The organism is Streptomyces sp. SYP-A7185 (assembly GCF_046103685.1).
Lineage (GTDB): Bacteria > Actinomycetota > Actinomycetes > Streptomycetales > Streptomycetaceae > Streptomyces.
Genome location: NZ_CP122310.1, coordinates 4431974 through 4454475, shown reverse-complemented (window position 1 = coordinate 4454475; position 22502 = coordinate 4431974). Strand labels below are relative to the sequence as shown.

The 22502-nt window shown below is 72.5% G+C and carries 20 protein-coding genes; 13 read left to right on the top strand and 7 right to left on the bottom strand.

The features are described from left to right. Nucleotides 1-237: 237 nt before the first annotated feature. Nucleotides 238-1626 carry a transcriptional regulator gene (locus QBL25_RS19370; protein WP_409058296.1) on the top strand — a complete coding sequence of 463 codons (1389 nt, stop codon included), beginning with the start codon at nucleotides 238-240 and terminating at the stop codon, nucleotides 1624-1626. Between the two features lie 267 nt (nucleotides 1627-1893). Next, nucleotides 1894-3858 (top strand): hypothetical protein, encoded by a 1965-nt coding sequence (locus tag QBL25_RS19365; RefSeq protein ID WP_409058295.1) that lies wholly within the window; start codon nucleotides 1894-1896, stop codon nucleotides 3856-3858. Between the two features lie 30 nt (nucleotides 3859-3888). On the opposite strand, the gene QBL25_RS19360 is transcribed toward QBL25_RS19365, so the two are convergent. Beyond that, on the bottom strand, nucleotides 3889-5163 hold the full coding sequence (locus tag QBL25_RS19360; RefSeq protein ID WP_409058294.1) for an ABC transporter substrate-binding protein: 1275 nt from the start codon (nucleotides 5161-5163) through the stop codon (nucleotides 3889-3891). Between the two features lie 117 nt (nucleotides 5164-5280). Between QBL25_RS19360 and QBL25_RS19355 the strand changes: the two genes are divergently transcribed. Beyond that, entirely contained in the window at nucleotides 5281-5784 is a 504-nt protein-coding gene (locus tag QBL25_RS19355; RefSeq protein ID WP_409058293.1) for an SCO4402 family protein, read from the top strand. A gap of 64 nt (nucleotides 5785-5848) precedes the next feature. Continuing rightward, nucleotides 5849-6733 carry a formyltetrahydrofolate deformylase gene (gene purU / locus QBL25_RS19350; RefSeq protein WP_409058292.1) on the top strand — a complete coding sequence of 295 codons (885 nt, stop codon included), beginning with the start codon at nucleotides 5849-5851 and terminating at the stop codon, nucleotides 6731-6733. Between the two features lie 81 nt (nucleotides 6734-6814). Here purU and QBL25_RS19345 read toward each other — a convergent pair whose 3' ends face one another. Together QBL25_RS19345 and QBL25_RS19340 are read right to left on the bottom strand one after the other, a co-directional pair. Further along, the gene (locus QBL25_RS19345; RefSeq protein ID WP_409062709.1) at nucleotides 6815-8167 is read right to left on the bottom strand and encodes an MDMPI N domain containing protein; all 1353 of its coding nucleotides are present in this window, start codon (nucleotides 8165-8167) and stop codon (nucleotides 6815-6817) included. A 221-nt stretch (nucleotides 8168-8388) separates the two neighbouring features. Next, nucleotides 8389-8988 (bottom strand): sigma-70 family RNA polymerase sigma factor, encoded by a 600-nt coding sequence (locus QBL25_RS19340; RefSeq protein WP_409058291.1) that lies wholly within the window; start codon nucleotides 8986-8988, stop codon nucleotides 8389-8391. Between the two features lie 278 nt (nucleotides 8989-9266). Between QBL25_RS19340 and QBL25_RS19335 the strand changes: the two genes are divergently transcribed. After that, complete coding sequence (locus QBL25_RS19335; RefSeq protein ID WP_409058290.1) at nucleotides 9267-9641, top strand: STAS domain-containing protein; 375 nt, start codon at nucleotides 9267-9269, stop codon at nucleotides 9639-9641. A gap of 25 nt (nucleotides 9642-9666) precedes the next feature. Here QBL25_RS19335 and QBL25_RS19330 read toward each other — a convergent pair whose 3' ends face one another. Next, on the bottom strand, nucleotides 9667-9867 hold the full coding sequence (locus QBL25_RS19330; RefSeq protein WP_409058289.1) for a hypothetical protein: 201 nt from the start codon (nucleotides 9865-9867) through the stop codon (nucleotides 9667-9669). Between the two features lie 205 nt (nucleotides 9868-10072). Here QBL25_RS19330 and QBL25_RS19325 point away from each other — a divergent pair, with 205 nt between their 5' ends. Further along, nucleotides 10073-10585, top strand: a complete 513-nt coding sequence (locus QBL25_RS19325) for an EF-hand domain-containing protein (protein ID WP_409058288.1) — start codon at nucleotides 10073-10075, stop codon at nucleotides 10583-10585. Between the two features lie 12 nt (nucleotides 10586-10597). Here QBL25_RS19325 and QBL25_RS19320 read toward each other — a convergent pair whose 3' ends face one another. Then, nucleotides 10598-12190 carry an AMP-binding protein gene (locus QBL25_RS19320; RefSeq protein ID WP_409058287.1) on the bottom strand — a complete coding sequence of 531 codons (1593 nt, stop codon included), beginning with the start codon at nucleotides 12188-12190 and terminating at the stop codon, nucleotides 10598-10600. Between the two features lie 159 nt (nucleotides 12191-12349). Here QBL25_RS19320 and QBL25_RS19315 point away from each other — a divergent pair, with 159 nt between their 5' ends. From QBL25_RS19315 to QBL25_RS19300, 4 genes are all read left to right on the top strand, one after another. Continuing rightward, nucleotides 12350-13609, top strand: a complete 1260-nt coding sequence (locus tag QBL25_RS19315; protein ID WP_409058286.1) for an amidohydrolase family protein — start codon at nucleotides 12350-12352, stop codon at nucleotides 13607-13609. 1 nt (nucleotide 13610) lies between these two features. After that, a complete protein-coding gene (locus QBL25_RS19310; RefSeq protein ID WP_409058285.1) occupies nucleotides 13611-14777 on the top strand; it encodes an acyl-CoA dehydrogenase family protein in 1167 nt (388 codons plus the stop codon). An 8-nt stretch (nucleotides 14778-14785) separates the two neighbouring features. Beyond that, nucleotides 14786-15679 (top strand): acyl-CoA dehydrogenase family protein, encoded by an 894-nt coding sequence (locus tag QBL25_RS19305; protein WP_409058284.1) that lies wholly within the window; start codon nucleotides 14786-14788, stop codon nucleotides 15677-15679. 500 nt (nucleotides 15680-16179) lie between these two features. Beyond that, a complete protein-coding gene (locus QBL25_RS19300; RefSeq protein WP_409058283.1) occupies nucleotides 16180-16689 on the top strand; it encodes an ATP-binding protein in 510 nt (169 codons plus the stop codon). A gap of 445 nt (nucleotides 16690-17134) precedes the next feature. Here QBL25_RS19300 and QBL25_RS19295 read toward each other — a convergent pair whose 3' ends face one another. Further along, nucleotides 17135-18094, bottom strand: a complete 960-nt coding sequence (locus tag QBL25_RS19295) for a cyclase family protein (RefSeq protein ID WP_409058282.1) — start codon at nucleotides 18092-18094, stop codon at nucleotides 17135-17137. 84 nt (nucleotides 18095-18178) lie between these two features. Between QBL25_RS19295 and QBL25_RS19290 the strand changes: the two genes are divergently transcribed. From QBL25_RS19290 to QBL25_RS19280, 3 genes are read left to right on the top strand one after another with little or no spacing between them, the layout of a single operon-like run. Then, nucleotides 18179-19090, top strand: a complete 912-nt coding sequence (locus QBL25_RS19290) for an SDR family NAD(P)-dependent oxidoreductase (RefSeq protein WP_409058281.1) — start codon at nucleotides 18179-18181, stop codon at nucleotides 19088-19090. A gap of 14 nt (nucleotides 19091-19104) precedes the next feature. Next, entirely contained in the window at nucleotides 19105-20301 is a 1197-nt protein-coding gene (locus QBL25_RS19285) for an acyl-CoA dehydrogenase family protein (RefSeq protein WP_409058280.1), read from the top strand. Continuing rightward, nucleotides 20298-21368: a Zn-dependent alcohol dehydrogenase gene (locus QBL25_RS19280; RefSeq protein WP_409058279.1), complete on the top strand. Its 1071-nt coding sequence runs from the start codon at nucleotides 20298-20300 to the stop codon at nucleotides 21366-21368. Before QBL25_RS19285 ends, QBL25_RS19280 begins: the two co-directional genes overlap by 4 nt. Nucleotides 21369-21443: 75 nt before the next feature. Here the strand turns inward: QBL25_RS19280 and QBL25_RS19275 are convergent, their stop codons facing one another. Beyond that, nucleotides 21444-22466, bottom strand: a complete 1023-nt coding sequence (locus QBL25_RS19275; RefSeq protein WP_409058278.1) for a GlxA family transcriptional regulator — start codon at nucleotides 22464-22466, stop codon at nucleotides 21444-21446. Nucleotides 22467-22502: the final 36 nt, after the last annotated feature.

Here is a 22502-nt window from a genome sequence, read left to right as displayed (position 1 = left end):
CGGGGGCGGAGCATCGATCCTGCATGTGGGGCGCATGGGTGCACGGGTGGGGGCGCGCATGGGGAATGGGTTCCATGTGCGGGTAGCCAGTCTGAGGCACTCCGAAGATGCCCACTTGCCGACTTATCGCCCGTTTGTGGTGCATCTTCCGTTTGTTCCAAGGGCATTGATCATCTGGGGTGGCCGAATCCGGTCGCTCCGTCCAGATGAACCACGGTGCACATCAGGGGGTACGCCATGGCCGCAAGGCCGCTCGTCGCGCGGCAGCCCAATGAAAGGCTGCAGGCACTCATTCAGGAAGCGGGCTGCTCGAACGCGGGCCTGGCCCGCCGGGTCAACATGTGCGGCGCGGAGCACGGTCTCGATCTGCGCTACGACAAGACGTCGGTCGCCCGGTGGCTGCGCGGCCAGCAGCCGCGCGGCAGGGCGCCCGGCATCATCGCGGAGGCACTGGGCCGCAAGCTGGGCCGCACGGTCACCATCGACGAGATCGGCATGGCGAACGGCAAGAACCTCGCCTCCGGCGTCGGCCTCCAGTTCTCGCCCACCGTGCTCGGCGCCATCGAGCAGGTCTGCGAGCTGTGGCGCAGCGACGTGGGCCGGCGGGACTTCCTGTCCGGCTCCTCCGTCGCCGCGTCCGCGCTCGTCGAGCCGAGCCGCGACTGGCTGATCTCGTCCCCGGACGCGCAGGTCGGCCGGATGGCCGGGCCGCGGGTCGGGCCCTCCGACGTGGCGGCGGTGCGGGCCATGACCGACGCCCTGACGCAGCTCGACCACCAGTACGGCAGCGGGCACGTCCGGCCGGTCGTCGTGCACTACCTGAACAGCGTCGTGTCCGGGCTGCTCGCCGGTTCGTACCGCGAATCGGTGGGGCGGGAACTGTTCGCCGCCGTCGCGCGGTTGACGGAGCTCGCCGGGTACATGGCGGTGGACACGGGCCAGCCCGGCCTGGCCCAGCGCTACTACATCCAGGCGCTGCGCCTGGCGCAGGCGGCGGGCGACCGCGGGTACGGCGGGTACGTGCTCGCCGCGTCCATGAGCCATCTCGCGGCCCAGCTCGGAAACCCGCGGGAGATCGCGCAGTTGGCGCGGGCGGCCCAGGAGGGGACGCGCGGGCGGGTCACCCCGCGCGCGGAGGCCATGTTCTACGCCGCCGAGGCGCGGGGCCACGCGCTGCTCGGGGACGGGCGCTCCACCCAGGCCGTCGCGGGCCGTGCGGTGGAGGCGATGGACCGGGCGGCCGGGGAAGCGGGCTCGGGCGACGACCCGGTGTGGATCCGGCACTTCGACCATGCGTATCTGGCCGATGAATTGGCGCATTGTCACCGTGACTTGGGCCAGGCCGACGCGGCGGCGCGCAGTGCCGAGGAGTCCCTCGCGGGGCACCCCGAGACACGGGCGCGGCGGCGGGCGATCGGGCTCGTCCTGCTCGCGACGGCGCAGGTCCAGCGGCGGGACGTCGAGCAGGCGTGCCACACGGGCATGAAGGCCGTGGAGCTGCTCGGAACGCTGCGTTCGAACCGCGGTGCCGAGTATCTGGAGGACTTCCAGCAGCGGCTCGCGCCTTACCGCGAGGAGCCGGTGGTAAGGGAGTTCGGGGCGCGGATGGACGTCCAGGCGGCGTGAAGGTGTGCGGGACCGGGCGCGTGAAAGGTTTGTGACGTGTGTCGCGCACCGGTGAACGTCGCCCGTCCCCGCCCTTTCCGCACCGTGAACGGCCAACTCCCGTTCGCGGCCGATCCGCCCTGGTGACATAAGCAGCGTTTCGCGGAGAGCTTTTGTTACTTCGGCGATTGATGCGGCGCCGGAGGTTTGAGCTGCGTGGCAGACGGCTGTGGCGACCCGGTAGCGTGGGCCGACGGTTCCGTAGGTCCCCCACTCGTAGGAGTCCCGGTGACGCAGCAGAGCGGGCAGGGCGCCGCTTCCTCCGATCCGCATTCCGCGGACCGGCACGCGCACGAAGGCATCGTGCTGCCCGCCGACGGAAGCGAGCCCTTGATGCCCGGCACCACCGGCGACCACGTGGCGCCCGCGGGCGGCAGCCCCTGGGGCCAGCCGTGGGGCCCGGCCCCGAGCGAGCCGCAGCCCGGCTCCGGCCAGGCCTGGGACCCCGCTCCCGGCCCCCAGCAGTCGTACGGCGCGGGCACCCCGCTGCCCGCCGAGGGCGCACGGCACCAGGACTACCCGCCGGATTACCCGCAGGGCGGCTCGTACGGCGGCCACGCGGGCCACGGACAGCCGCAGGCCGGCTCGTACGGCGGCCGGGCCCCCGAGGCCTCGTACGGCGGCCAGGCACAGGGCGGTCCCTACGGGGCGGCCCAGGCTCCGTACGGCGCGTCCCAGGACGGTTCGTACGGCGGCGGGCAGCAGGAGGGCCTCTACGGCGGCGGGCAGCACGCGGGGCACCCGCAGGGCGGCCAGCACGCGTCACACCCGCAGGGCGGCCAGCACGCCGGTCAGCACGCGGGGCGGCCCGCCGGTGAGATGCCGTACGCGGGCCAGGGCCCGGGCGGCGCCCACGCGAGACAGCAGGCGGGCGGAGCCCACGCGGGGCAGCCCGCCGACGCCGGATACCCGGGGCAGCAGGGCCAGCAGAGCCAGCAAGGTCAGCAGGGCCAGCAGGGCCAGCCGCTCCCGCAGGCCGGGCAGCTTCCGCCCGCCGCGCAGGCAGGGCAGCTGCCCCCCGGCGGCTCCGGTGGTTCCGGCGCCGGCGCCCCGCTGCCGCCCGTCGCGGGCGGCCTCGCCCCGCTGCCGCCCGCCGCAGCGGGTGACGCGGACGCCACCCAGTACATACCCCCGGTGCCCGCGGCAGGAGCAGGCGTCGACGAAGGCGCCACGCAGTACATACCCCCCGTGGCCCCCGGCGCCCTGCCTCCCGAGGCGCCCGCGGGCGAGGCCACGCAGTTCCTGGGACGCTCGCCCATGCCGGGCGCCCCGATGCCCCCGGCGGCCGGCGCGGACAGCGAGCCCACGCAGTACATACCCCCGGTGCCCGCCGAGCCCGGCAAGGCACCCTTCGGGATACGGCCCGGCGCCCCGGGCGACCGGCAGCCGCCCGCCGAGTTCGACAGCCTCTTCCGTACCGAACAGGAAGAGCCCGAAGGCCCCGCCTCCACCCAGCAGATGCCCCGCTTCGAACCGCCGCAGCCCGCCGCGCACGGCGACGGCGGAGGCGGCCGGGCCGCCCGCAGGGCCGCGGCCGCCGCCCCGGCGCGCGGCGGTGGCGGCGGAGGCCGCACCGGCTCGAAGGTGCCGCTCTTCGCGGCCGTGGGCGTCGTCATCGCCCTGGTCGGCGTCGGCGCGGGCGCCCTCCTCAGCGGGGGCGGCGACGAGGAGAAGGACAGCCCGCAGACCGTCTCCGAGTCCGCGCCCGCCGACGAGAAGCCCTCGCCGACGGTCGACCCCGCCAAGGAGCAGGCCGTCGCCCTGGACAAGCTCCTCGCCGACAGCAACAACAGCCGTGACTCGGTGATCGCCGCCGTACGCAACGTGGGCAAGTGCGCCGACCTCGCCAAGTCGGCCACCGACCTGCGCAACGCGGCCAAGCAGCGCAACGGCCTGGTGACGCGGCTCTCGCAGCTCTCCGTGGACAAGCTCCCGGCCAACGACCGGCTCACCGCCTCCCTCACCAAGGCGTGGAAGGCGTCCGCCGCGGCCGACAACCACTACGCCGCGTGGGCGGGGCAGGTCGCGGGCAAGAAGGGCTGCAAGAAGGGCCACGCCCGCAACACCCCGCAGACCGTCGCCGGGAACAAGTCGAGCGGCGAGGCGACCGTGGCCAAGCAGGAGGCGGCCGGCCTGTGGAACACCATCGCCGAGAAGTACGGCCTCACCACCCGCGACAAGTCCCAGCTCTAGCCGCGCGGCGCGGCCCCGGAGCGGCTCTGCTCAGCGCACCCGCTCCAGGGTCTTGGCCACGTTCACGAATCCCTTCCGCGCCGGCACCAGGCGGCCGTCGCGGACCAGCTGGAACGTGACGTCGGCGTTGACCAGGCGCGGGAAGTCGCTCGCCGCGAGCATGTCCTTGAAGCGCCAGCTCAGGGTGGGCGTGAGCCCGCCCGTGGACACCTTGAGCCCCTTGTCGAGGGTCTTGCGCAGGGTGCGCGAGGAGACCTCGCCGCCGTCGAGCGACTCGACGGCCTGCTTCAGGACGGTGTAGGCGATCCACGTCGTCTGCACGCCCGCGTCCGTCGGGTCGACCCGGTTGTCGCCGAAGGCCTGGCGCCGGATGACCTCGCGCATCTCGTCCCAGCGCGGATCGCTCGCCGCCGGGTACCAGCCGGTGAGGTAGGCGCCCTCGTACGGGCCGTTGCCGCCGCCCGTGCGGTCCACGAGGGACTGGTCGACGCTTCCCAGCACGGAAGAGATCTTCGCGGTCGGGTACGCGTCCTCGGTGCGCCGGTAGGAGTCGAAGAAAGTGTCCGTGCGCTCGCCGAGCGCCGCCGACACGCAGCCGCCGGTGCCCGCCCGCTCCAGGGCCTGCTCGGCCTGCGCGGTGAAGTCGGTGCCGTCCTCGGGCGCCCGTACGTCGGACGAGGCGCCCCGGTGGCCCTCCGCGAGGCCCGCGTCCAGGAGCTTGGGGAGGTCGTCGCCGGCGATCGTGTCGGGGCGTACGAGGGAGACGTGCTCGCAGCGGGCGGCGAGCTGGCGGCCGTTGCCCGCCATCAGCGCCGGTTCGCCGCCGTTGACGGGGTACGACAGGGGGCTGCTGAACTCCTCGTCGGTGACGCCGTACCCGCCGATGTACGGGATGCCGGCGACCTGGAGGGGGGACAGGAAGGACTGGCCGTGCTGGCTGTAGGAGCCGACGACGGCCGCCACGTCCCGGTCGACCGCCTTGCGGGCGCAGTCGGCGGCGCCCACCGGGTCGTTGTGGTCGTTGCAGGTGATGACCTTGAGCTCGTGGCCGTCGAGCCCGCCGTTCGCGTTGACCCAGCGCGCGTAGGCCTGCGCCATCGCGGGTATGCCGGGTTTGTTCGTCGCCTTGGTCTTCTCGGGGGCCCAGGTCATCACCGTCACGGGGTCCTCCCTGGATCCCCCCGTGGAACCAGGGACGACCCCGCAGGCGGTGGTCAGGGACGCGCACGCCGCCACCAGGGCGGTCGCGGCGAGCGCTGCGGGCTTGGAGGGGCGGGGGAGCAGGGTGCGTCGCGAGACGGGCATGGGCATGCACGATTCCGCCGCAGTGCCAACCAAGGAGTGACGCGTTCTCAACGCATGGTGACAAGCAGGTGAATGACAGGGGCCGATTCGGCTGCCCGGAGGGGGAACGTACGATCGATGACCGTGCAAGGTTCGGAGAACTCTTCCCGTCGTGGCCGTCGCTCAAGCACCATGGGCGGCATGCCAACGAACGACATGCCGTGGTGGCGCTGGCGCAGCAACGTGCGCTCGGCGCTGCACATGCTCTCCGACCCGGGGTTCCAGCGTGAGTGCTGGCTCGCCGGGCGCGAGGAGTACGGGGACGTGACCGACGCCGTGTACCGGCTGGTCGAGGACACGTGGCTCGACAACTGGTCCGCCGACAAGTACGTGGGGACGATCTTCCGTGACGCGGAGGAGGCTGCCCTGGTCGACGCCGCGGTGCTGCGGGTCCTGCGGATCATGCACGAGGTCGGGCCCGACGCGCTGGTGTCCGCCTATCTCGACCACCCCGGGTGGCCGGAGGCCGTCCGGGCCGCACGGGACGCGCACGTCCGCCTCGCGGTGAGCGACGGCGAGGAGCCCGACGTGCCGCCGCGGACGCTCGAAGTCCTGCGGATCATGACGCGGACCGCGAGCTGAAGGCCTGTCCCGACCCGCGGAACGGCGGACCGGGGCGGGCGCCGGTTGTGGGAACCTTGGGTGCATGAACGAGCCGTCCGTCGCCGCGTCCGCCGACCCCGCTGAGCAGTACGTCCTCACCCTCTCCTGCCCGGACAAGCAGGGCATCGTGCACGCCGTGTCGAGTTACCTCTTCATGACCGGGTGCAACATCGAGGACAGCCAGCAGTTCGGCGACCACGACACCGGACTCTTCTTCATGCGCGTCCACTTCTCGGCGGAGCCGCCGGTGACGGTGGAGAAGCTGCGGGCGAGCTTCGCTGCGATCGGCGACTCCTTCCACATGGACTGGCAGCTGAACCGCGCCGACGACAAGATGCGCGTCGTCCTCCTGGTGTCGAAGTTCGGGCACTGCCTGAACGACCTGCTGTTCCGCTCGCGGATCGGCGCCCTGCCGGTCGAGATCGCCGCGGTCGTCTCGAACCACACGGACTTCGCCGAGCTGGCCGCCTCGTACGACATCCCCTTCCACCACATCCCGGTGACCAAGGACAACAAGGCGCAGGCCGAGGCGCAGATCCTGGAGCTCGTGCGCGCCGAGAGCGTGGAGCTGGTCGTCCTGGCCCGGTACATGCAGGTGCTCTCGGACGACTTCTGCAAGCAGCTCAGCGGCCGGATCATCAACATCCACCACTCCTTCCTGCCGAGCTTCAAGGGCGCCAAGCCCTACCACCAGGCGCACGCGCGCGGCGTGAAGCTGATCGGCGCGACCGCGCACTACGTGACGGCGGACCTCGACGAGGGGCCGATCATCGAGCAGGAGGTCGAGCGGGTGGGCCACGACGTCACGCCGAACCAGCTGGTCGCGATCGGCAGGGACGTGGAGTGCCAGGCGCTCGCGCGGGCCGTGAAGTGGCACGCCGAGCGCAGGATCCTGCTGAACGGCCACCGCACGGTGGTCTTCGCCTGACCGCAGGGGCGGCGGGGCTCAGTGGGCGCGGCTCAGTGAGGCGCGCGTCCGGCTCAGGTCCGGCTCCCACCCCCCTTCGCCTCACATCCGGCTCAGGGACGCCGCCGCGAACAGCACGTCCCTGATCGCCTGGCGGTCGCCGACCTGTCCTGCCGCTGCCTCCTCCGGAGACACATGGCCCGCGGCCAGGCGGCAGAACTCGACGCCGTCCAGGGCAACATGGGCCACCTCGCGATCCGCCGACGCCTCGGCGCCGGGGGAGTCCAGCGGGATGAACCACTCGCCGCCGCCCATGCCCTCCACCTCAAGGCGCAGGCTGCGGCCCGGCGCGCCCGCCGCCACCAGGCCCTGCGACGGGGCGGCGAGGCCCGCGCGGCGGCGCTCGGCGAGCGTGCCGGGGAGCATCCGGGCGGCGAGGTCGATCATGCGGTGCAGATGGCGGGGGTTCGGCGGTTCGTAGGGGTAGTCCACGGCGTCCGCGATGTCGCCCGCGTGGATCCAGCACTCGAAGGCGCGGTCCAGCATCGAGTCCCGCAGCGGCAGTTCGGCCCGGCGGCCGTGCTCGTCCGGGGCGCTGTACGGGACGGTGAGGCCGCCGGAGCCCGAGCCCTGTGTGCCGCCCGCCGTGAAGGACACCGTGCGGATCAGCTCGTGGGTCTGCTCGCGCCAGGGGCCGCGCACCCCTCGCGTGGGCGGGAAGTACGAAGCGCGCCAGTACGCCTCGGTGCGCCGGCCCGGGTCCGCCTGCGGCGGCGCCTCTCCGCCCAGCGGGTCGTCCAGACCGAGGGCGAGCGCGACCAGGCCGTCCACGGCGAGGAGGTGGGCGATCACCCCGGCCACCGTCGTCTTGCGGCTGACCGGGCTGTCCTCGTCGAACCAGCGCAGGCGCACCGGAGCGTGCCACTCCGAGTCGCCGAAGTCGCGCAGGAGGGCGTCGAGCCGGGCGGTCTCCGCGTCGTACGGAACGGCCCACTCCGGCACCGGGATGCGGGGCGGGCGCCGGCCGAGGCAGCTCTCGATGACGCGGTTGCGCAGACCCGGGTCCAGGTCGAGGCTCTCCTCCTGGTGCAGCAGGCCCACCGCGTCGCGCAGCCGCAGCGCCTCTTCCGCGCAGGGGCCGCAGTGGCCCAGGTGCTCCTCGACGGCGACGGCCTCCTCGACCGAGCAGGCGGCCAGCGCCCAGGCCCCGAGCAGGGACTTCAGGACGCGGTGGTCGAGGGAGAGGGGCGGGTCCGGCAAGGGGGCGCCGGTGTCCTCTATGGAGGTGCGCGGCAGCGGTATCCGGGGCGGCCGACGGGCGCCGGGATGCTCCTCACGGGCGACGGGGCCACCGGGGGCGGCGGGACCACCGGGGTCACCGGGACTGCCAGGACCGCCATTGCTGCCGGGACCACCGGGACGGCCCTGGCCGCCGGGGCTGCCGGGGATGCCGATGCCGCCGGAACCGCCATGGCCGCCGGGGCCGCCGATGCCATCGGGACCACCAGGACCCTCACGCCCGTCGGGACCACCCGGACCCTCACGCCCGTCGGAGCCACCGGGCCCGGCCCGGCCGCCCGGGCTCGCGGGGCCTTCCGGGCCACCCAGACCCCCGGCGCCGCCCCCGGTCTCCGGGAGGTCCGGTTCCTCGAAGGGGTCCTGCCGCTCGGGGCCGTTCACAGCGCTCTCCCGTATCCCGGGCGTGCGCCCGGTGCGGGGTGCGGCTCGGCCGGTCCCGCGGCGTCGTTCGCGGTGGAGAGCAGCTGAAGGCCCAGGCGCAGGCGGCGGCGCGCCTCGTCCTCCGTGACACCGAGGTCGGCGGCCGTCTGGCGGTAGTCGCGCCGCTGGAAGTAGGCCAGCTCCAGGGCGGCACGCAGCGGGGCGGGCATGGCCGTGACGATGTAGTCCGCGCGGGCGGCGGCCGAGGCGCGGCGGACCTTGCGCTCCAGGTCCTCCGTGGTGCCCTCGCCGCCGCGGGCCAGGGCGGCGGACTCGGTCTGGCGCAGCCGCCGGACGGCCCGCTGGTGGGTGAGCGTGGCGACCCAGGAGCGCAGGGGGCCCTGCTTGGGGTCGTACGCGTCGGGGTTCTCCCAGATGTGGGCGAAGACCTCGCGCGTGATGCGGTCGGCGGCGTCCTCGTCGCCCAGGACGCGGTGGGCGAGGCCGTGCACGAGCGAGGCGAAGCGGTCGTACAGCTCGCCGAGTGCGGCTGCCTCCCCGTGCGCCAGTCGCTGCTGCATGCGGCGGTCCCAGCGGCGCGGCGCGTCCTTCGCCATGCGGCCCCCTCTGCGCGTGCCGTTCCTTGCCCGTCCCGATCAACGCGTGCCCGATCTGCGCGTCCTGACCGAAACCCTCCATCGAATGTAGTCGCCACCACCGACAACGCACTCCCTTTAAGGCAAAGTGCGCTCGCCACCGGCCTCGGATGATAGGGAACGGGGGTGCTGGTGTTTCATGGAGAAGAGGTGGGGCAGCCGCGACGTAGGAAGCGTAGGGAAGGCTTCCGCATCGGCGAGCTACGAGCGAGCGGTATCAGCGAGCGAGAGGCGTGCGTGTGACGCTGAAGGTGGCCGTGGACGAGCAGGACGGCTGGGCCGTGCTGCGGGTGTCCGGCGAGATGGACCTCGTGACCTCGCCCGTCGTGCGCCAGGGCGTGCACGACGCCGTGGCCGACGGTCGCCACAGCCTTGTCCTGGACCTCTCCGACGTCCTGTTCTGCGATTCCAGCGGGGTCGGCGTGCTGATCGCGACGCGCCGCCTGTTCCGCTCCTGCCAGGGGCGGCTGCGCCTGATACTGCCCGCGAAGGGCGCCGAGGACGGCTCCCACGTGAACCGCGTCCTCGCCGCCCTCGGCGTACGGCGCCTGTTCGAGGTCTACCCCGACGTCACGGCGGCCGTGGACGACGAGGCACTCCCGCTCTCCGCCTGACGGACGCATGCCGCCCGGCGGGCCCTCAGTCCCGCCGGATCAGCTCCGGGTCGATGCGCCGCCCCACCAGCGGCAACGTGTCCGCGACCGCCCCGCGCGTCAGGGTCAGATGGGCGTCGCGGACTGCGGGCGTGGAGCCGTAGGAGAGGTCGACTCCCTTGGCGCTGAGGACTTCTGACGTACTGCTCGGGGCCCGTAGAGGTCGTTCTAGTGGTCGATCACACATCGGCCGTCGCCCGGGGAGGGTCAAGTGAGGGTCAAAAGATCGGCTGGGGGTGGCTCCTGGTACAACCTCTCTTGTCCCGGTCTTGGCACAAGCGACGGCTTCCCGCCTCCGGGCGGTCGCCGAGCACGTACGCTCGCTGCCAGGACACCCAGGGAACCCCCTGTGCACACGCACCCAACCGCAGAAGTGAGGCGGCCCGAACACCATGGACAGTGCCGAGTACGAGCGTAAGATCGCGGCCCGTTTCGCCACCTTCGACCAAGATGGCAACGGCTACATCTCCCGTGAGGACTTCAGCACGGCGGCCGTCGCCTTGCTCAGCGAGTTCGGCGCCACGGCACGCTCCGAGAAGGGGCAGGCGCTCTACATCGGGGCCGAGGCCTTCTGGCAGGGCATGGCCGGGATCGCCGACCGCGACGGTGACCAGCGCATCACCAAGCCGGAGTTCGTGGGCGGCGCCGTGAAGCGCCTGCGGGACAACCCGGCCCGGTTCGCCGAGATCGCGCGGCCCTTCCTGGACGCCACGATCGCCCTCGCGGACGGCGACGGCGACGGCGCGGTCAGCCACCAGGAGGTCGAGCGCGTCCTCAAGGCCCTGGGCGTCCCGGAGGACGTCGCGGGCGCCGCGGGCGGCTCCCTCGACACCGACGGCGACGGACGCGTGACGGAGGAGGAGATCGTCGCGGCGTTCGCGGCGTACTTCACCGTCCCGGAGTGACCCACCGGGCACTCAGCCCGGCTGGACCCGCGTGAACCGCTCGCGCAGTTTGTACTTGAGCACCTTGCGCAGCGTCTCGTTGCGGGGGAGGGCCTCCACCAGCTCCAACTGCTCCGGCAGCTTGTACGTGGAGAGCCCTTCCCCGCGCAGATACGCGGTCATGGCCTCCAGGGTCAGACCGCCGGCGTCCCGGTCACCCGGCCGCCGCTCGATCACCGCGCACACCCGCTCGCCCCGCTCGGGGTCGGGCAGGCCGATCACCGCCGCGTCCCCCACGGCCGGATGCCGGTGCAGCAGGTCCTCGATCTCCTTGGCGGAGATGTTCTCGCCCTTGCGGATGATGATGTCCTTGGCCCGCCCGGTCAGGACCAGGTGCCCGCTGGGCCGCACGTGGCCCAGGTCGCCGGTGATGAGGAAACCGTCCGCGTCGAAGACCCCGGCGCTCTGCGCGGCATCCAGATACCCCTGGCAGACCGCCTCCCCGCGCAGCCGCACCTCGCCGTCGACCCCGGCGGGCACCTCCTTGCCCTCGGCGTCCGTGACCCGGATCTCCATGCCCTCGGGGGGCTTTCCCTCGGTCGTCGCCAGGTTCTCGGCGGTGTCGTCCGGCGCCCCCATGGTGATCATCGGCACCTCGGTCATGCCGTACCCGTGGGTGAGCCCGCAGCCCATCTCCCGTACGACCGCGTGATAGATCTCCGGCGGCTTCGGCGCACCGCCGCCCGCCAGGAGGCGCAGGGTGGGGATGAGCTTCTCGCCGGGCGGCAGCTTGCGCTGCTCGGCGAGGAACATCGAGTAGAACGCGGTCGAACCGCCCGCCACCGTCACGCCGTGCCGCCGGTAGCCGTCGAGCGCGTCCGGCAGCGCGAAGGTCTCGAACATCACCGCGGGGAAGCCGTACAGGAGCAGCATCACCGTGTAGTCGGGGCCCGCGATGTGCGCGAAGGGGAACGCCATCGAACCGACGTCGTCCGCCGACAGGTGCAGCGCGTGCGCCAGGCACGAGCCGCCCGCGATCAGTGAACGGTCGGTGTGCAGCACGCCCTTGGGGTCGGAGGTCGTCCCCGACGTCCAGTAGATCCAGCGCACGGACGTCCCGTCGGAGGGCGGCGCGGGCAGCACGGAGGGATCGCCGTCGGGCAGGTCGCCGTCCGCGTACGCCTCGAAGACGCCCCGCGCGCCGAGCCGGCGCGCCATCGCGGCGTGGTCGAAGCCCCGCCACACGCCCGGCACGGCGAAGAACTCGGCCTTCGACTCCCGCAGCGCGAAGCCGACTTCACGGTCGCGGTAGAAGGGGATGACCGGCGACTGGACCGCGCCGACGCGGGCGAGCGCGAAGGACAGCAGGGCGGTCTCGATCCGGGTGGGCAGCTGCCAGGCCACCACGGTCCCGGGGCGCACCCCCATCCCGTACAGGCCCGCGGCCACGCGCTCGCAGCGGTCGCGCAGCTGCCCGAAGGTCAGGCGCCGGTCGTCGGCGGGGTCGGCCGCGGCCTGGATGAGGACGGGGGCGTCCGGGGTGAGCGCGGCGCGGCGCTCGACGAGCTCCCAGAGGGTGCCCGAGGCCCCCAGCTCGTACGCGGTCGCGTTCTGTGAGGTCCTCATGCGATCCCCTCCTGGCGAGCCCTGAACTGACGGGCAGTCAGATCGTGCCGAGAGCGTAAGGCTCACCGCCTTGTCGGTCCAGAGGCGCGGAGCTAGCCTGCTATCTGACGGGTCATCAGATAGCCCGGAGACACCGGAGAGATGACCGGAGGAGACACCATGACCGAGCTTCCTCGGATCGTCAGCGTCGACGACCATGTGATCGAGCCCGCGCATCTCTTCGACACCTGGCTGCCCGCCAAGTACCGCGACCGCGGCCCCAAGCCCCTCACCGCCGGCATCGGCGAACTCGCCTACGTGGCGGGCAAATACCAGATCACGATGGATCCCGACGGCCCGCCCACCGACTGGTGGATCTACGAGGACCTCAAGTTCCCGTACAAGCGGAACATCGCGGCGGTCGGCTTCGACCGCGACGACATGACCCTCGACGGCATCACCCGCGCCGAGATGCGGCGCGGCTGCTGGGACCCCGCCGAACGCCTCAAGGACATGGACCTCAACCACGTCGAGGCCTCCCTCTGCTTCCCCACCTTCCCCCGGTTCTGCGGCCAGACCTTCGCCGAAGCACACGACAAGGAGGTCGCCCTCGCCTGCGTGCGCGCCTACAACGACTGGATGGTCGAGGAGTGGTGCGGCGACAGCGGCGGCCGGCTCATCCCGCTCTGCATCATCCCGCTGTGGGACATCGACCTCGCCGTCGCCGAGATCAAGCGGAACGCCGCGCGCGGCGTCAGGGCCGTCACCTTCTCCGAGATCCCCACCTACCTGGGCCTGCCCTCGATCCACTCCGGATACTGGGACCCCTTCTTCGCGATCTGCCAGGAGACCGGCACCGTCGTCAACATGCACATCGGGTCCAGCTCCCAGATGCCCGCCGCCTCACCCGACGCCCCGCCCGCCGTCCAGGCCGCGCTCTCCTTCAACAACGCCATGGCCTCGATGATGGACTTCCTCTTCAGCGGCGTCCTCGTGAAGTTCCCCCGCCTCAAACTCGCCTACAGCGAAGGCCAGATGGGCTGGATCCCCTACGCCCTGGAGCGCGCCGACGACGTGTGGGAGGAACACCGCGCCTGGGGCGGCGTGCGCGACCTGATCCCCGAGCCCCCGTCGACGTACTACTACCGGCAGATGTTCTGCTGCTTCTTCCGCGACAAGCACGGCGTCGCCTCGCTGGACGTCGTCGGCCGCGACAACGCCACCTTCGAGACCGACTACCCGCACGTCGACTCCACCTTCCCGAACACCAAGGAAGTCGCCCTCGACCACGTCAAGGGCCTGGACGACGAGACCGTCTACAAACTGATGCGCGGCAACGCCATCCGCATGCTCGGCCTCGACCTGGACCGGGACCGGAACCAGGGCCGGAACCAGGGCCGGAACCAGGGCCGGAACCAGGACCTGGACCAGCGGGCCTGACATGGACCTCACCTACACCGAGGAGGAGGAATCCTTCCGGGCGGGCCTGCGCGAGTGGCTGGCCCGCACCCTCCCCCACCTGCCCCCGCGCCCCGACCCGCTGGACTGGCCGGGGCGCCGCGCGTACGACACGGGCTGGCAGCGCAGGCTGTACGACGCCGGATACGCGGGCCTGCACTGGCCCGTCGACGCGGGCGGCCAGGGCGCCACCCCCACCCAGCACCTCATCTTCCTGGAGGAGACCGAGAAGGCGGGGGCGCCCTACGTGGGGGCGAACTTCGTCGGCCTGCTCCACGCGGGCCCCACCATCGCCTCCGAAGGGACGGCCGAACAGCGCGCCCGTTGGCTGCCGCCCGTCCTGCGCGGCGACGAGGTGTGGTGCCAGGGATTCAGCGAACCGGACGCGGGCTCCGACCTCGCGTCGCTGCGCACGCGCGCGTGGCGCGACGGCGACGACTACGTGGTGAGCGGCTCCAAGATCTGGACCTCGCACGCCGAGGTCGCCGACTGGTGCGAACTCCTCGTACGGACCACGCCCGTGAGCCCGGACGTGCCCAAACACCGGGGCATCACCTGGCTCGCCCTGCCGATGGACGCGCCCGGCATCACGGTCCGCCCGCTGCGCACGCTCGCCGGCTCCACCGAGTTCGCCGAGATGTTCCTCGACGAGGTCCGCGTCCCGGTCGGCCACCGCGTCGGCGCGGAGAACGACGGCTGGCGCGTGACCATGGTGACGCTGTCCTACGAACGCGGCACCGCTTTCGTCGGGGAGGTCGTGGCCTGCCGCCGGGTCCTGGGCGAGCTGGCCCGCGAGGCCCGCAAGAACGGGCGCTGGGACGACGCTGTGCTGCGCCGCAGACTCGGCAGGCTCAGCGCGGAGTTCGGGGCACTGTGGCGGCTCACGCAGTGGAACGTCAGCGAGTCGCAGCGGGCCGGCGGCGGGGTCCCGGGCATCGGCGGCTCCGTCTTCAAGCTGCGCTACTCCCACGCACGCCAGGAGCTGTACGACGCCGCGGGCGAGGTCCTCGGCCCCGGCGCGCTCGACCTGGGCCACGAGTGGACCCTGGACCGGCTCTCCTCCCTGTCGTACACGATCGCCGCCGGGACCTCGCAGATCCAGCAGAACATCGTGGCCGAGCGGATCCTCGGCCTCCCGAAGGGGCGGTGAGGGCGCGCGTGGACTTCCAACTCACGGACGACCAGGTGGCGTTGCGCAAGGGCGTGCGCGAGCTCCTGGAGGGGCGGTTCGGCGGGCCCGCGCTGCGGGAAGCGGTGGCCTGGGACGCCGCGGCACCGGACCCCGGGGCTCCCGCGCTCGACCGGGCCCTGTGGCGGGAGCTCGGGGACGCCGGATTCTTCGCGCTGCGGGTGCCCGAGGACGAGGGCGGGGTCGGACTGGGCCTCCCGGAAGCCGTGTTGGCCTTCGAGGAGGCGGGGCGGGCGCTGCTGCCCGGACCGCTGGTCGCCACGTTCCTCGCCGCCCGCGACGTCACGGGCGCGGCCCGGGGGGAGACCGTCGTGACGGCCGTCTCCGGAGGGCTCGTCCCCTGGCTGGACGCGGCCGACGTGGTCCGCGGAGACGCCACCGGCGCCGTGCCCCTGCGCTCCGTCGACCCGCTGACGCCGCTGCACCGGGTGCCCGGCGACGACGGGGAGGCGGGCGGCGCCCCGGAGGCGGACCTGCTCCTGGCAGCGGAACAGCTCGGCAGCGCCGGAAAGACCTGCGAGACGGCCGTCCGGTATGCCCGGGAGCGCACCCAATTCGGGCAGCCCATCGGCGCCTTCCAGGCGGTCAAGCACCTCTGCGCCCAGATGCTCGTCCGGACCGAGGTCGCCCGCGCCGCCGTGTACGCGGCGTCCGTCACCGGTGACACCGCGGAGATCGCCGCCGCCAAGCTGCTCGCCGACGAGGCGGCGGTCCGCGGCGCCCGCGACTGCCTCCAGGTGCACGGCGGGATGGGCTTCACCTGGGAGGCCGACGTGCATCTGCACCTGAAGCGGGCCTGGGTGCGCGCCGGCCTCGGACAGCCGGCCGCACGGGCGGAGGAGGAGCTGGCGGCGGCACTCTGAGGCTCCTGGGGCCCCGGAAGCCTCGGGGGCTTCAGCGGGCCTCAGGGGGCTGCTGAGGCCGGGGATACGGCCTGGGACTTCTGTGCGGAGAGTGATCGACTTGTGCCCTCCCCCAAGTGGGGGGAGGCTACTGAGCGTCGATATCGGGTTGTGTCCTAGGCGTGACTCGTCACGGCATGGAGTCGGGCTTCCGCTCCGGTACCTTGTGTGAGATGCGAGTGGTTCTGAGGTCGAGCCATGCCGGTGCTGCCCCTGAGGTGGCGCCGGGCCCGGCGATGCGTGCCGCTCGCAGCGCAGGAAGGGGCCGTATGCCCGCCTGTTCGACCCCCTGCGGCGTGCGTCGCACAGTATGCCGCACGCGTACTCCTTCGCGCTGGAATATGCCTGAAGCGCTTGTTGGGGTGACTGAACGTCAACCATGCTGTCTCTCAAGGGGATCACGTTCCGTGACCCTGTGGAGTCGCGAGGCGATGTGTCCGCCGGTTCGGATGGTGTGAGCGGTGCAGGTGCTTCAAGTACAGCTGGAGGTCAGGCCCGACCCCGCCGAGGTGGGGCGGGCCCGGAGGTGGGCGCGCTCGCGGCTCGCCGGGTCCGGAATAGGGGTGGACGAGCCACTGGCCGAGACGCTGATCCTGCTGATCTCGGAGCTGGTCACGAACGCGGTGGTGCACACGGGCTGTCCGGCCGTCCTGCGCATGTGCCTGCCCGACGTCCCCGACGCGCCCGACGAAGCCCCGGGAGCGGGACCGGGTGCGGGAGCCGGACCGGGCACGGTCAGGGTCGAGGTGGCCGACGCCAGCGCCCGGCCCCCCAAGCAGCGGCACGCCGACGGCGACGCGACCAACGGCCGGGGCCTTGAGCTCGTGGACGGCCTCGCGGACCGCTGGGGCTGGCAGACCGAGGGCGCGGGCAAGAGCATCTGGTGCGAGGTGGACCGGTGCGAGCCGGGCGTCGAGGCGGTCGCGTTCGGCGGCACGACGTACGAGGACGTCGCGTACGAAGCCGTCTGACCGGCGATCCGACCCCCGTACGCCGGTGGCGGGCGCCCGCATGCGCCGTCACGTGCCACGATGCGCGGCCGTGCGCGGCCCGTACATAAGCGGCATAATTCATTAATCACCGGACGGGTGTTGACGTAACGTGTCCGATTGATCACGCTTGTGTGCAGCGATTCGCCGCGAGGGGACGACGAGGGACGGTGCTCTGTGACCCGGTCCTCGACGAGATGTGGGTCGCCGCCGGCGCCGGTCCCTTCGTGGCCGAAGAGCGGACCAGCGCGCCGGAGCCGGATGGCGGCGGGCGTGGCGACGCGCTCGGGCGGAAGCCGGGCCGCGCCGCCATCCGAGAACGCACGACCACCGCACCGGCCGAGAGCTCACGACCACCGCACCGACGGAGAGCTCACGACCACCGCGCCGGCGCCGAGAGCTCACGACCTCACCGCCATCCGGGAACTCACAGCACCGCTACGGGTGCCACGGGCGTCCCCGTGCCGCCGACGAACGGCTCGGGCATCGCGGAGAGCAGGAATTCATGACGGGAAAGTTCTGCACAGGCTGTGGACAACTTTTCCAGATTCCAGTTCTGGCCCTGGAGCATCCCCATCTCGACCAGGTCCAGTGCGTGCACGGGCAGCCAGAGGTTCTCGATCTCGGGCGGGAAGATCTCGAAGGTGAGCGTGTCGTTCGCGACGGCCGCGACGTCGCGCGCGTGGAACCACTCCGGGGTGCGGACCGAGAGACCGGGGGACGGATACCCGTACGCGTGCTTGTCGCCCGCCAGGTAGGTCTGGATCTGCCCGGTGCGTACGAGGACGATGTCGCCGGAGCGGACGGTGACCCCCGCGAACTCCTCGGCCTCGGCGAGGTCTTCGGGCGTGACCGCGTGGTCGCCGGGCAGCCGGTCCAGCCCCTTGGCGCGGGCGACGTCGAGCAGGACGCCGCGCGAGACGAGGTGCGGCACCTTGTCGATGCCGCTGAACCGGGCGCCGGTGTGGGCGGCGATGGTGTCCGCGGGGCGGCCGTTGTAGATCTTTCCCGAGTGGGCGGCATGGGTCAGGGCGTCCCAGTGGGTGGCCGCCTGTAGGCCCATCGTGACCGCGTCGTCGCTGGTGGCGACGGTGCCGGGTCCGAAGAGCTCCTGATTGATCTGCACCATCGTGTGCAGGGGGTTGATCCGGCCGGGGATCAGGCCGGTCTGGACGCCGTCCTCCTTGAGCGGGAGCGCGAGCGGGACGCGGCGGCCGGTGCGGATGGTGGCCGCCGCCTCGCGGACCACCTCGTCGGTGATGAGGTTGAGGGTGCCGATCTCGTCGTCGGACCCCCAGCGGCCCCAGTTGTTGACGCGTTTGGCGATGTCGTGGAACTCGGGCGGCAGAGCCGATCCGGCGGTGCCTGTGGATACCGAGTCTGACATGGGTCCTCCCCGGGGCTTGTCTTCGGGTATCTGACGGGTCATAGAATCTAACGGTCCGTCAGAAACCGCGGGAAGGGGCCGGACGTGGGGAACTTCTTGGCAGGCAAGGTGGTGGCCGTGACCGGTGCCGGACGCGGCATCGGCAGAGCCGTCGCGCTCGCCGCCGCAGCCGAGGGCGCCAGGGTCGTCGTGAACGACTACGGCGTGTCCATGGAGGGCGCGGAACCGACCAGCGACATAGCCGACGGCGTGGTCAAGGAGATCCGGGCGGCGGGCGGCGAGGCCGTCGCCGTCGCCGACGACATCTCCACCATGGCGGGCGGGCAGCGGATCGTGGACGTCGCGCTCGCCGAGTACGGGCGCGTCGACGGCGTGGTGTGCGTGGCCGGGATCCTGCGCGAACGGATGCTCTTCAACATGTCCGAGCAGGAGTGGGACCCGGTGGTCGCCACCCACCTGAAGGGCACGTTCACCGTCTTCAGGGCCGCGTCGGCGGTCATGCGCAAGCAGGGCACGGGCACGCTGATCGGCTTCACCAGCGGCAACCACCAGGGCTCCGTCGCCCAGGCCAACTACAGCGCGGCCAAGGGCGGGATCATCTCCCTGGTCCGCAGCGCGGCCCTCGGCCTCCACAAGTACGGGGTGACCGCCAACGCCGTCGCGCCGGTCGCACGCACCCGGATGTCCGCCAACGTCCCCATGGAGCTCAAGGAGATCGGGGAGCCACAGGACGTGGCCGCACTGGTCACCTACCTGCTGAGCGAGCGGGCCCGGCAGGAGAAGATCACCGGGCAGGTCTACACGGTCGCGGGGCCGAAGATCGCGGTGTGGGCGCAGCCGCGCGAGCTGCGCGCCGGATACGTCGAGGGCGGCTGGACCCCCGAGAAGATCGCCGACTTCCTGCCGGGCACGGTCGGCACCGACCCGATGCCGATGCTGGCCCAGCTGGAGGCGATGGCGAAGGCCGCGGCCGCCAAAGACCGGCCCAACGCGTAGGCCGGGGCCGGGCGGTGGAGTTCGGATTCGGGCCGCGGGACGAGGAGTTCCGCGCGGAGGCACGGGCCTGGCTCGGCGCGCACCTGACGGGGGTGTTCGCCGGGGCGGCGGGGAGGGGCGGGCCCGGCAGCGAGCACGAGGGGGTCGCGGAGCGGCGGGCCTGGGAGCGGGAGCTGGGCCGGGGCGGGTGGATCGGACTCGGGTGGGACTCACAGGCGTACGGGAACCGGCGGGCCACGCTGACCCAGCAGGTCGTCTGGGCCGAGGAGTACGCGCGCGTGCGGGCCCCCGGGCGGCACGGCCACATCGGCGAGAACCTGCTGGCCCCCACCCTCCTCGCGCACGGCACCCGGGAGCAGCAGGACGAGTTCCTGCCGCCCATCGCCCGCGGAGAGGCCCTGTGGTGCCAGGGGTACAGCGAGCCCGGGGCCGGTTCTGACCTGGCGGGGCTGCGGACGGCCGCGGTGCGGGACGGTGACGTGTACCGCGTCACCGGGCAGAAGATCTGGACCTCGCTCGCCCACGAGGCCGACTGGTGCTTCGTGCTCGCGCGGACGGAGCCTGGATCCACCGGACACCGGGGGATCTCCTTCCTGCTGCTGCCGATGGACCAGCCGGGGCGGGTCGAGGTGCGGCCCATCCGGCAGTTGACGGGGACCAGCGAGTTCAACGAGGTCTTCTTCGACGGCGCGGTCGCGCGTGCCGCGCACGTGGTGGGCGGCCCCGGCGACGGGTGGCGCGTGGCCATGAGCCTCCTCGGCTTCGAACGCGGGGTGTCCACGCTCGTGCAGCAGATCGGGTTCGCGCAGGAGCTGGGCACCGTCCTGCGGGAGGCCCTGGCCGCCGGGGCGGTCGACGACCCCGTGCTGCGGGACCGGCTGGTGCGGCAGTGGGCGGAGCTGCGGGTCATGCGCTGGAACGCGCTGCGCACGCTGGGGGGTTCGAACGGCTCCGGGGCCGGTGCGCCCAGCGTGGCCAAGCTGCTGTGGGGCGGGTGGCATCAGCGTCTCGGGGAGCTGGCCATGGCGGTGCGGGGCGCCGCGGCGGCCGTCGGGCCCGGGGACTGGAGCGAGGACGCCCCGTACGAACTCGACGCCCTGCAACGGCTCTTCCTCTTCACGCGGGCCGACACCATCTACGGCGGCTCGGACGAGATTCAGCGGAACATCATCGCCGAGCGCGTGCTCGGCCTGCCCAGGGAGGCGCGATGAGGGGTGTCGTTTTCGACAGGAGCAGGGCCGAGGGGAGCCGGGTCGAGGTCGTCGACGACCTGGAGATACGGGACCCGGGGCCGGGGGAAGTGCTGGTCGCGGTCAAGGCGGCGGGGCTGTGTCACAGCGATCTCTCGGTGATCGACGGGACCATCCCCTTCCCTTCGCCGGTGGTGCTCGGGCACGAAGGGGCCGGGGTGGTGGAGGCCGTCGGCGCGGGGGTCACCCATGTGGCCGCCGGTGACCATGTGGCGCTCTCGACCATCGCCAGCTGCGGCACGTGCGGGGAGTGCAACCGGGGGCGGCCGACGATGTGCCGACGGGCCATCGGGATGCCGGACCAGCCGTTCTCGCGCGGCGGCACGCCCCTCTACCAGTTCGCGGCCAACTCCGCGTTCGCGGAACGCACGGTCGTCAAGGCCGTGCAGGCCGTGAAGATCCCGGAGGACATCCCGCTGACGTCGGCCGCGTTGATCGGCTGCGGGGTGGTGACGGGGGTGGGGGCCGCCCTCAACCGCGCGAAGGTCGACCGCGGGGACAGCGTGGTGGTGATCGGGACCGGCGGCATCGGTCTGAACGTGCTCCAGGGGGCGAGGATCGGCGGGGCGACGCGGATCGTGGCGGTCGACGCGAACCCCGGGAAGGAGGGCGTGGCACGGCAGTTCGGCGCGACGCACTTCTTCCCGTCGGCGGACGCGGAGGGGGTCAGGGAACTGCTGCCGACCGGGGCCGACCACGTCTTCGAGTGCGTGGGCCGAATCGAGCTGATCCGGCAGGCGATCGATCTCCTGGACCGGCACGGCCAGGCGATCCTGCTGGGGGTGCCGCCGGCCACGGCCGAGGCGTCGTTCCTGGTGTCGTCGCTGTTCCTGGACAAGTCGATCCTGGGCTGCCGGTACGGGTCGGCGCGACCGCAGCGGGACTTCGCGCTGTACGCGGAGCTGTACCGGGAGGGCCGCCTGCTGCTGGACGAGCTGGTGACGGAGACCTACCCGGTGGAGGACTTCACGAAGGCAGTGGGGGACGCGGAGGCGGGGCGGGTGGCGCGGGGGGTGCTGACGTTCTGAGGGGGGTGGCTGCGGGGTGATCGGCGGGGGTGACTGCGGCGCAAACGGGCGCGTGGGTGGGAAAGGGTTGTTCGTTCAGGGGGTGGCCGCGGGGTGAGCCGCCCCGGAGCGGAAGGTACGCCGGTAGGAGGTAGGGGTCACCCCCAAGGCCGCCTGCAAGTGCAACCGCATCGACTGCGCCGTACCGAAGCCCGCGTCCCGCGCGACACGGTCCACGGAGAGATCGCTCGACTCCAGGAGGTGCCGCGCCCGCTCCACCCGCTGCTGCGCCAGCCACTGCCCCGGACTGATCCCCACCTCCTCCCGGAAGCGCCGCGTGAAGGTGCGGACCGACATCGACTCCTGGTCCGCCATGTCACGCAGCTGGATCGGCTCGTGGAGGCGGGCCAGGGCCCACACCCGCGCCGAGGCCGTCGTCGCCAACTGCGGCTCGGGGACGGGGCGCCGGATGTACTGGGCCTGGCCCCCGTCCCGGTGCGGGGGCACCACCGTGAGGCGGGCCACGTCGTTGGCGACCGCCGTGCCGTGGTCGCTGCGCACGACATGGAGGCAGAGGTCCAGGCCCGCCGCCACGCCCGCCGAGGTGAGGACGTCCCCGTCGTCGATGAAGAGGACCTCCGCGTCCACCGTGATCCGCGGGAAGAGACGCTGGAAGTGCTCCGCCGACCTCCAGTGCGTCGTGGCGGTGCGGCCGTCCAGCCAGCCCGCGGCGGCGAGGACGTACCCGCCCGTGCAGATGGAGATCAGGCGCGTGCCGGGCCTGATGTGGGCGAGGGCCGCCGCGAGTTCGTCGGTCAGACGGCCCTCCTCGTAGACCGGGCCCAGCTCGTACGAGGCCGGGATCACCACCGTGTCGGCGGTGGCCAGGCACTCCGGGCCGTTCTCTACGAGGATCGCGAAGTCGGCGTCCGTGCGCACCGGGCCCGGCGGGCGGACGGAGGCGGTCACCACCTCGTACAGGGGTGTGCCGTCGGCGGTCCGCGCGCGGCCGAAGATCCGCTGCGGGATGCCGAATTCGAAGGGGATGACGCCGTCCAGGGCCAGGACCACCACCCGGTGCCGCGGCGCGCTCGTGGGACCGTCCGTCGATGAAGCCATGGCCCGATCCTAGTCAATGCTGTCCTTCGGGCCACT

Bases quoted from the DNA above. Each gene is read 5' to 3' on its own strand.
- QBL25_RS19320 (WP_409058287.1), bottom strand. From the start codon at position 12,190: ATGAGGACCTCACAGAACGCGACCGCGTACGAGCTGGGGGCCTCGGGC.
- QBL25_RS19340 (WP_409058291.1), bottom strand. From the start codon at position 8,988: ATGGCGAAGGACGCGCCGCGCCGCTGGGACCGCCGCATGCAGCAGCGA.
- QBL25_RS19310 (WP_409058285.1), top strand. From the start codon at position 13,611: ATGGACCTCACCTACACCGAGGAGGAGGAATCCTTCCGGGCGGGCCTG.
- QBL25_RS19325 (WP_409058288.1), top strand. From the start codon at position 10,073: ATGGACAGTGCCGAGTACGAGCGTAAGATCGCGGCCCGTTTCGCCACC.
- QBL25_RS19355 (WP_409058293.1), top strand. From the start codon at position 5,281: ATGACCGTGCAAGGTTCGGAGAACTCTTCCCGTCGTGGCCGTCGCTCA.
- QBL25_RS19370 (WP_409058296.1), top strand. From the start codon at position 238: ATGGCCGCAAGGCCGCTCGTCGCGCGGCAGCCCAATGAAAGGCTGCAG.
- QBL25_RS19295 (WP_409058282.1), bottom strand. From the start codon at position 18,094: ATGTCAGACTCGGTATCCACAGGCACCGCCGGATCGGCTCTGCCGCCC.
- QBL25_RS19330 (WP_409058289.1), bottom strand. From the start codon at position 9,867: ATGTGTGATCGACCACTAGAACGACCTCTACGGGCCCCGAGCAGTACG.
- QBL25_RS19275 (WP_409058278.1), bottom strand. From the start codon at position 22,466: ATGGCTTCATCGACGGACGGTCCCACGAGCGCGCCGCGGCACCGGGTG.
- QBL25_RS19280 (WP_409058279.1), top strand. From the start codon at position 20,298: ATGAGGGGTGTCGTTTTCGACAGGAGCAGGGCCGAGGGGAGCCGGGTC.
- QBL25_RS19360 (WP_409058294.1), bottom strand. From the start codon at position 5,163: ATGCCCGTCTCGCGACGCACCCTGCTCCCCCGCCCCTCCAAGCCCGCA.
- purU (WP_409058292.1), top strand. From the start codon at position 5,849: ATGAACGAGCCGTCCGTCGCCGCGTCCGCCGACCCCGCTGAGCAGTAC.
- QBL25_RS19315 (WP_409058286.1), top strand. From the start codon at position 12,350: ATGACCGAGCTTCCTCGGATCGTCAGCGTCGACGACCATGTGATCGAG.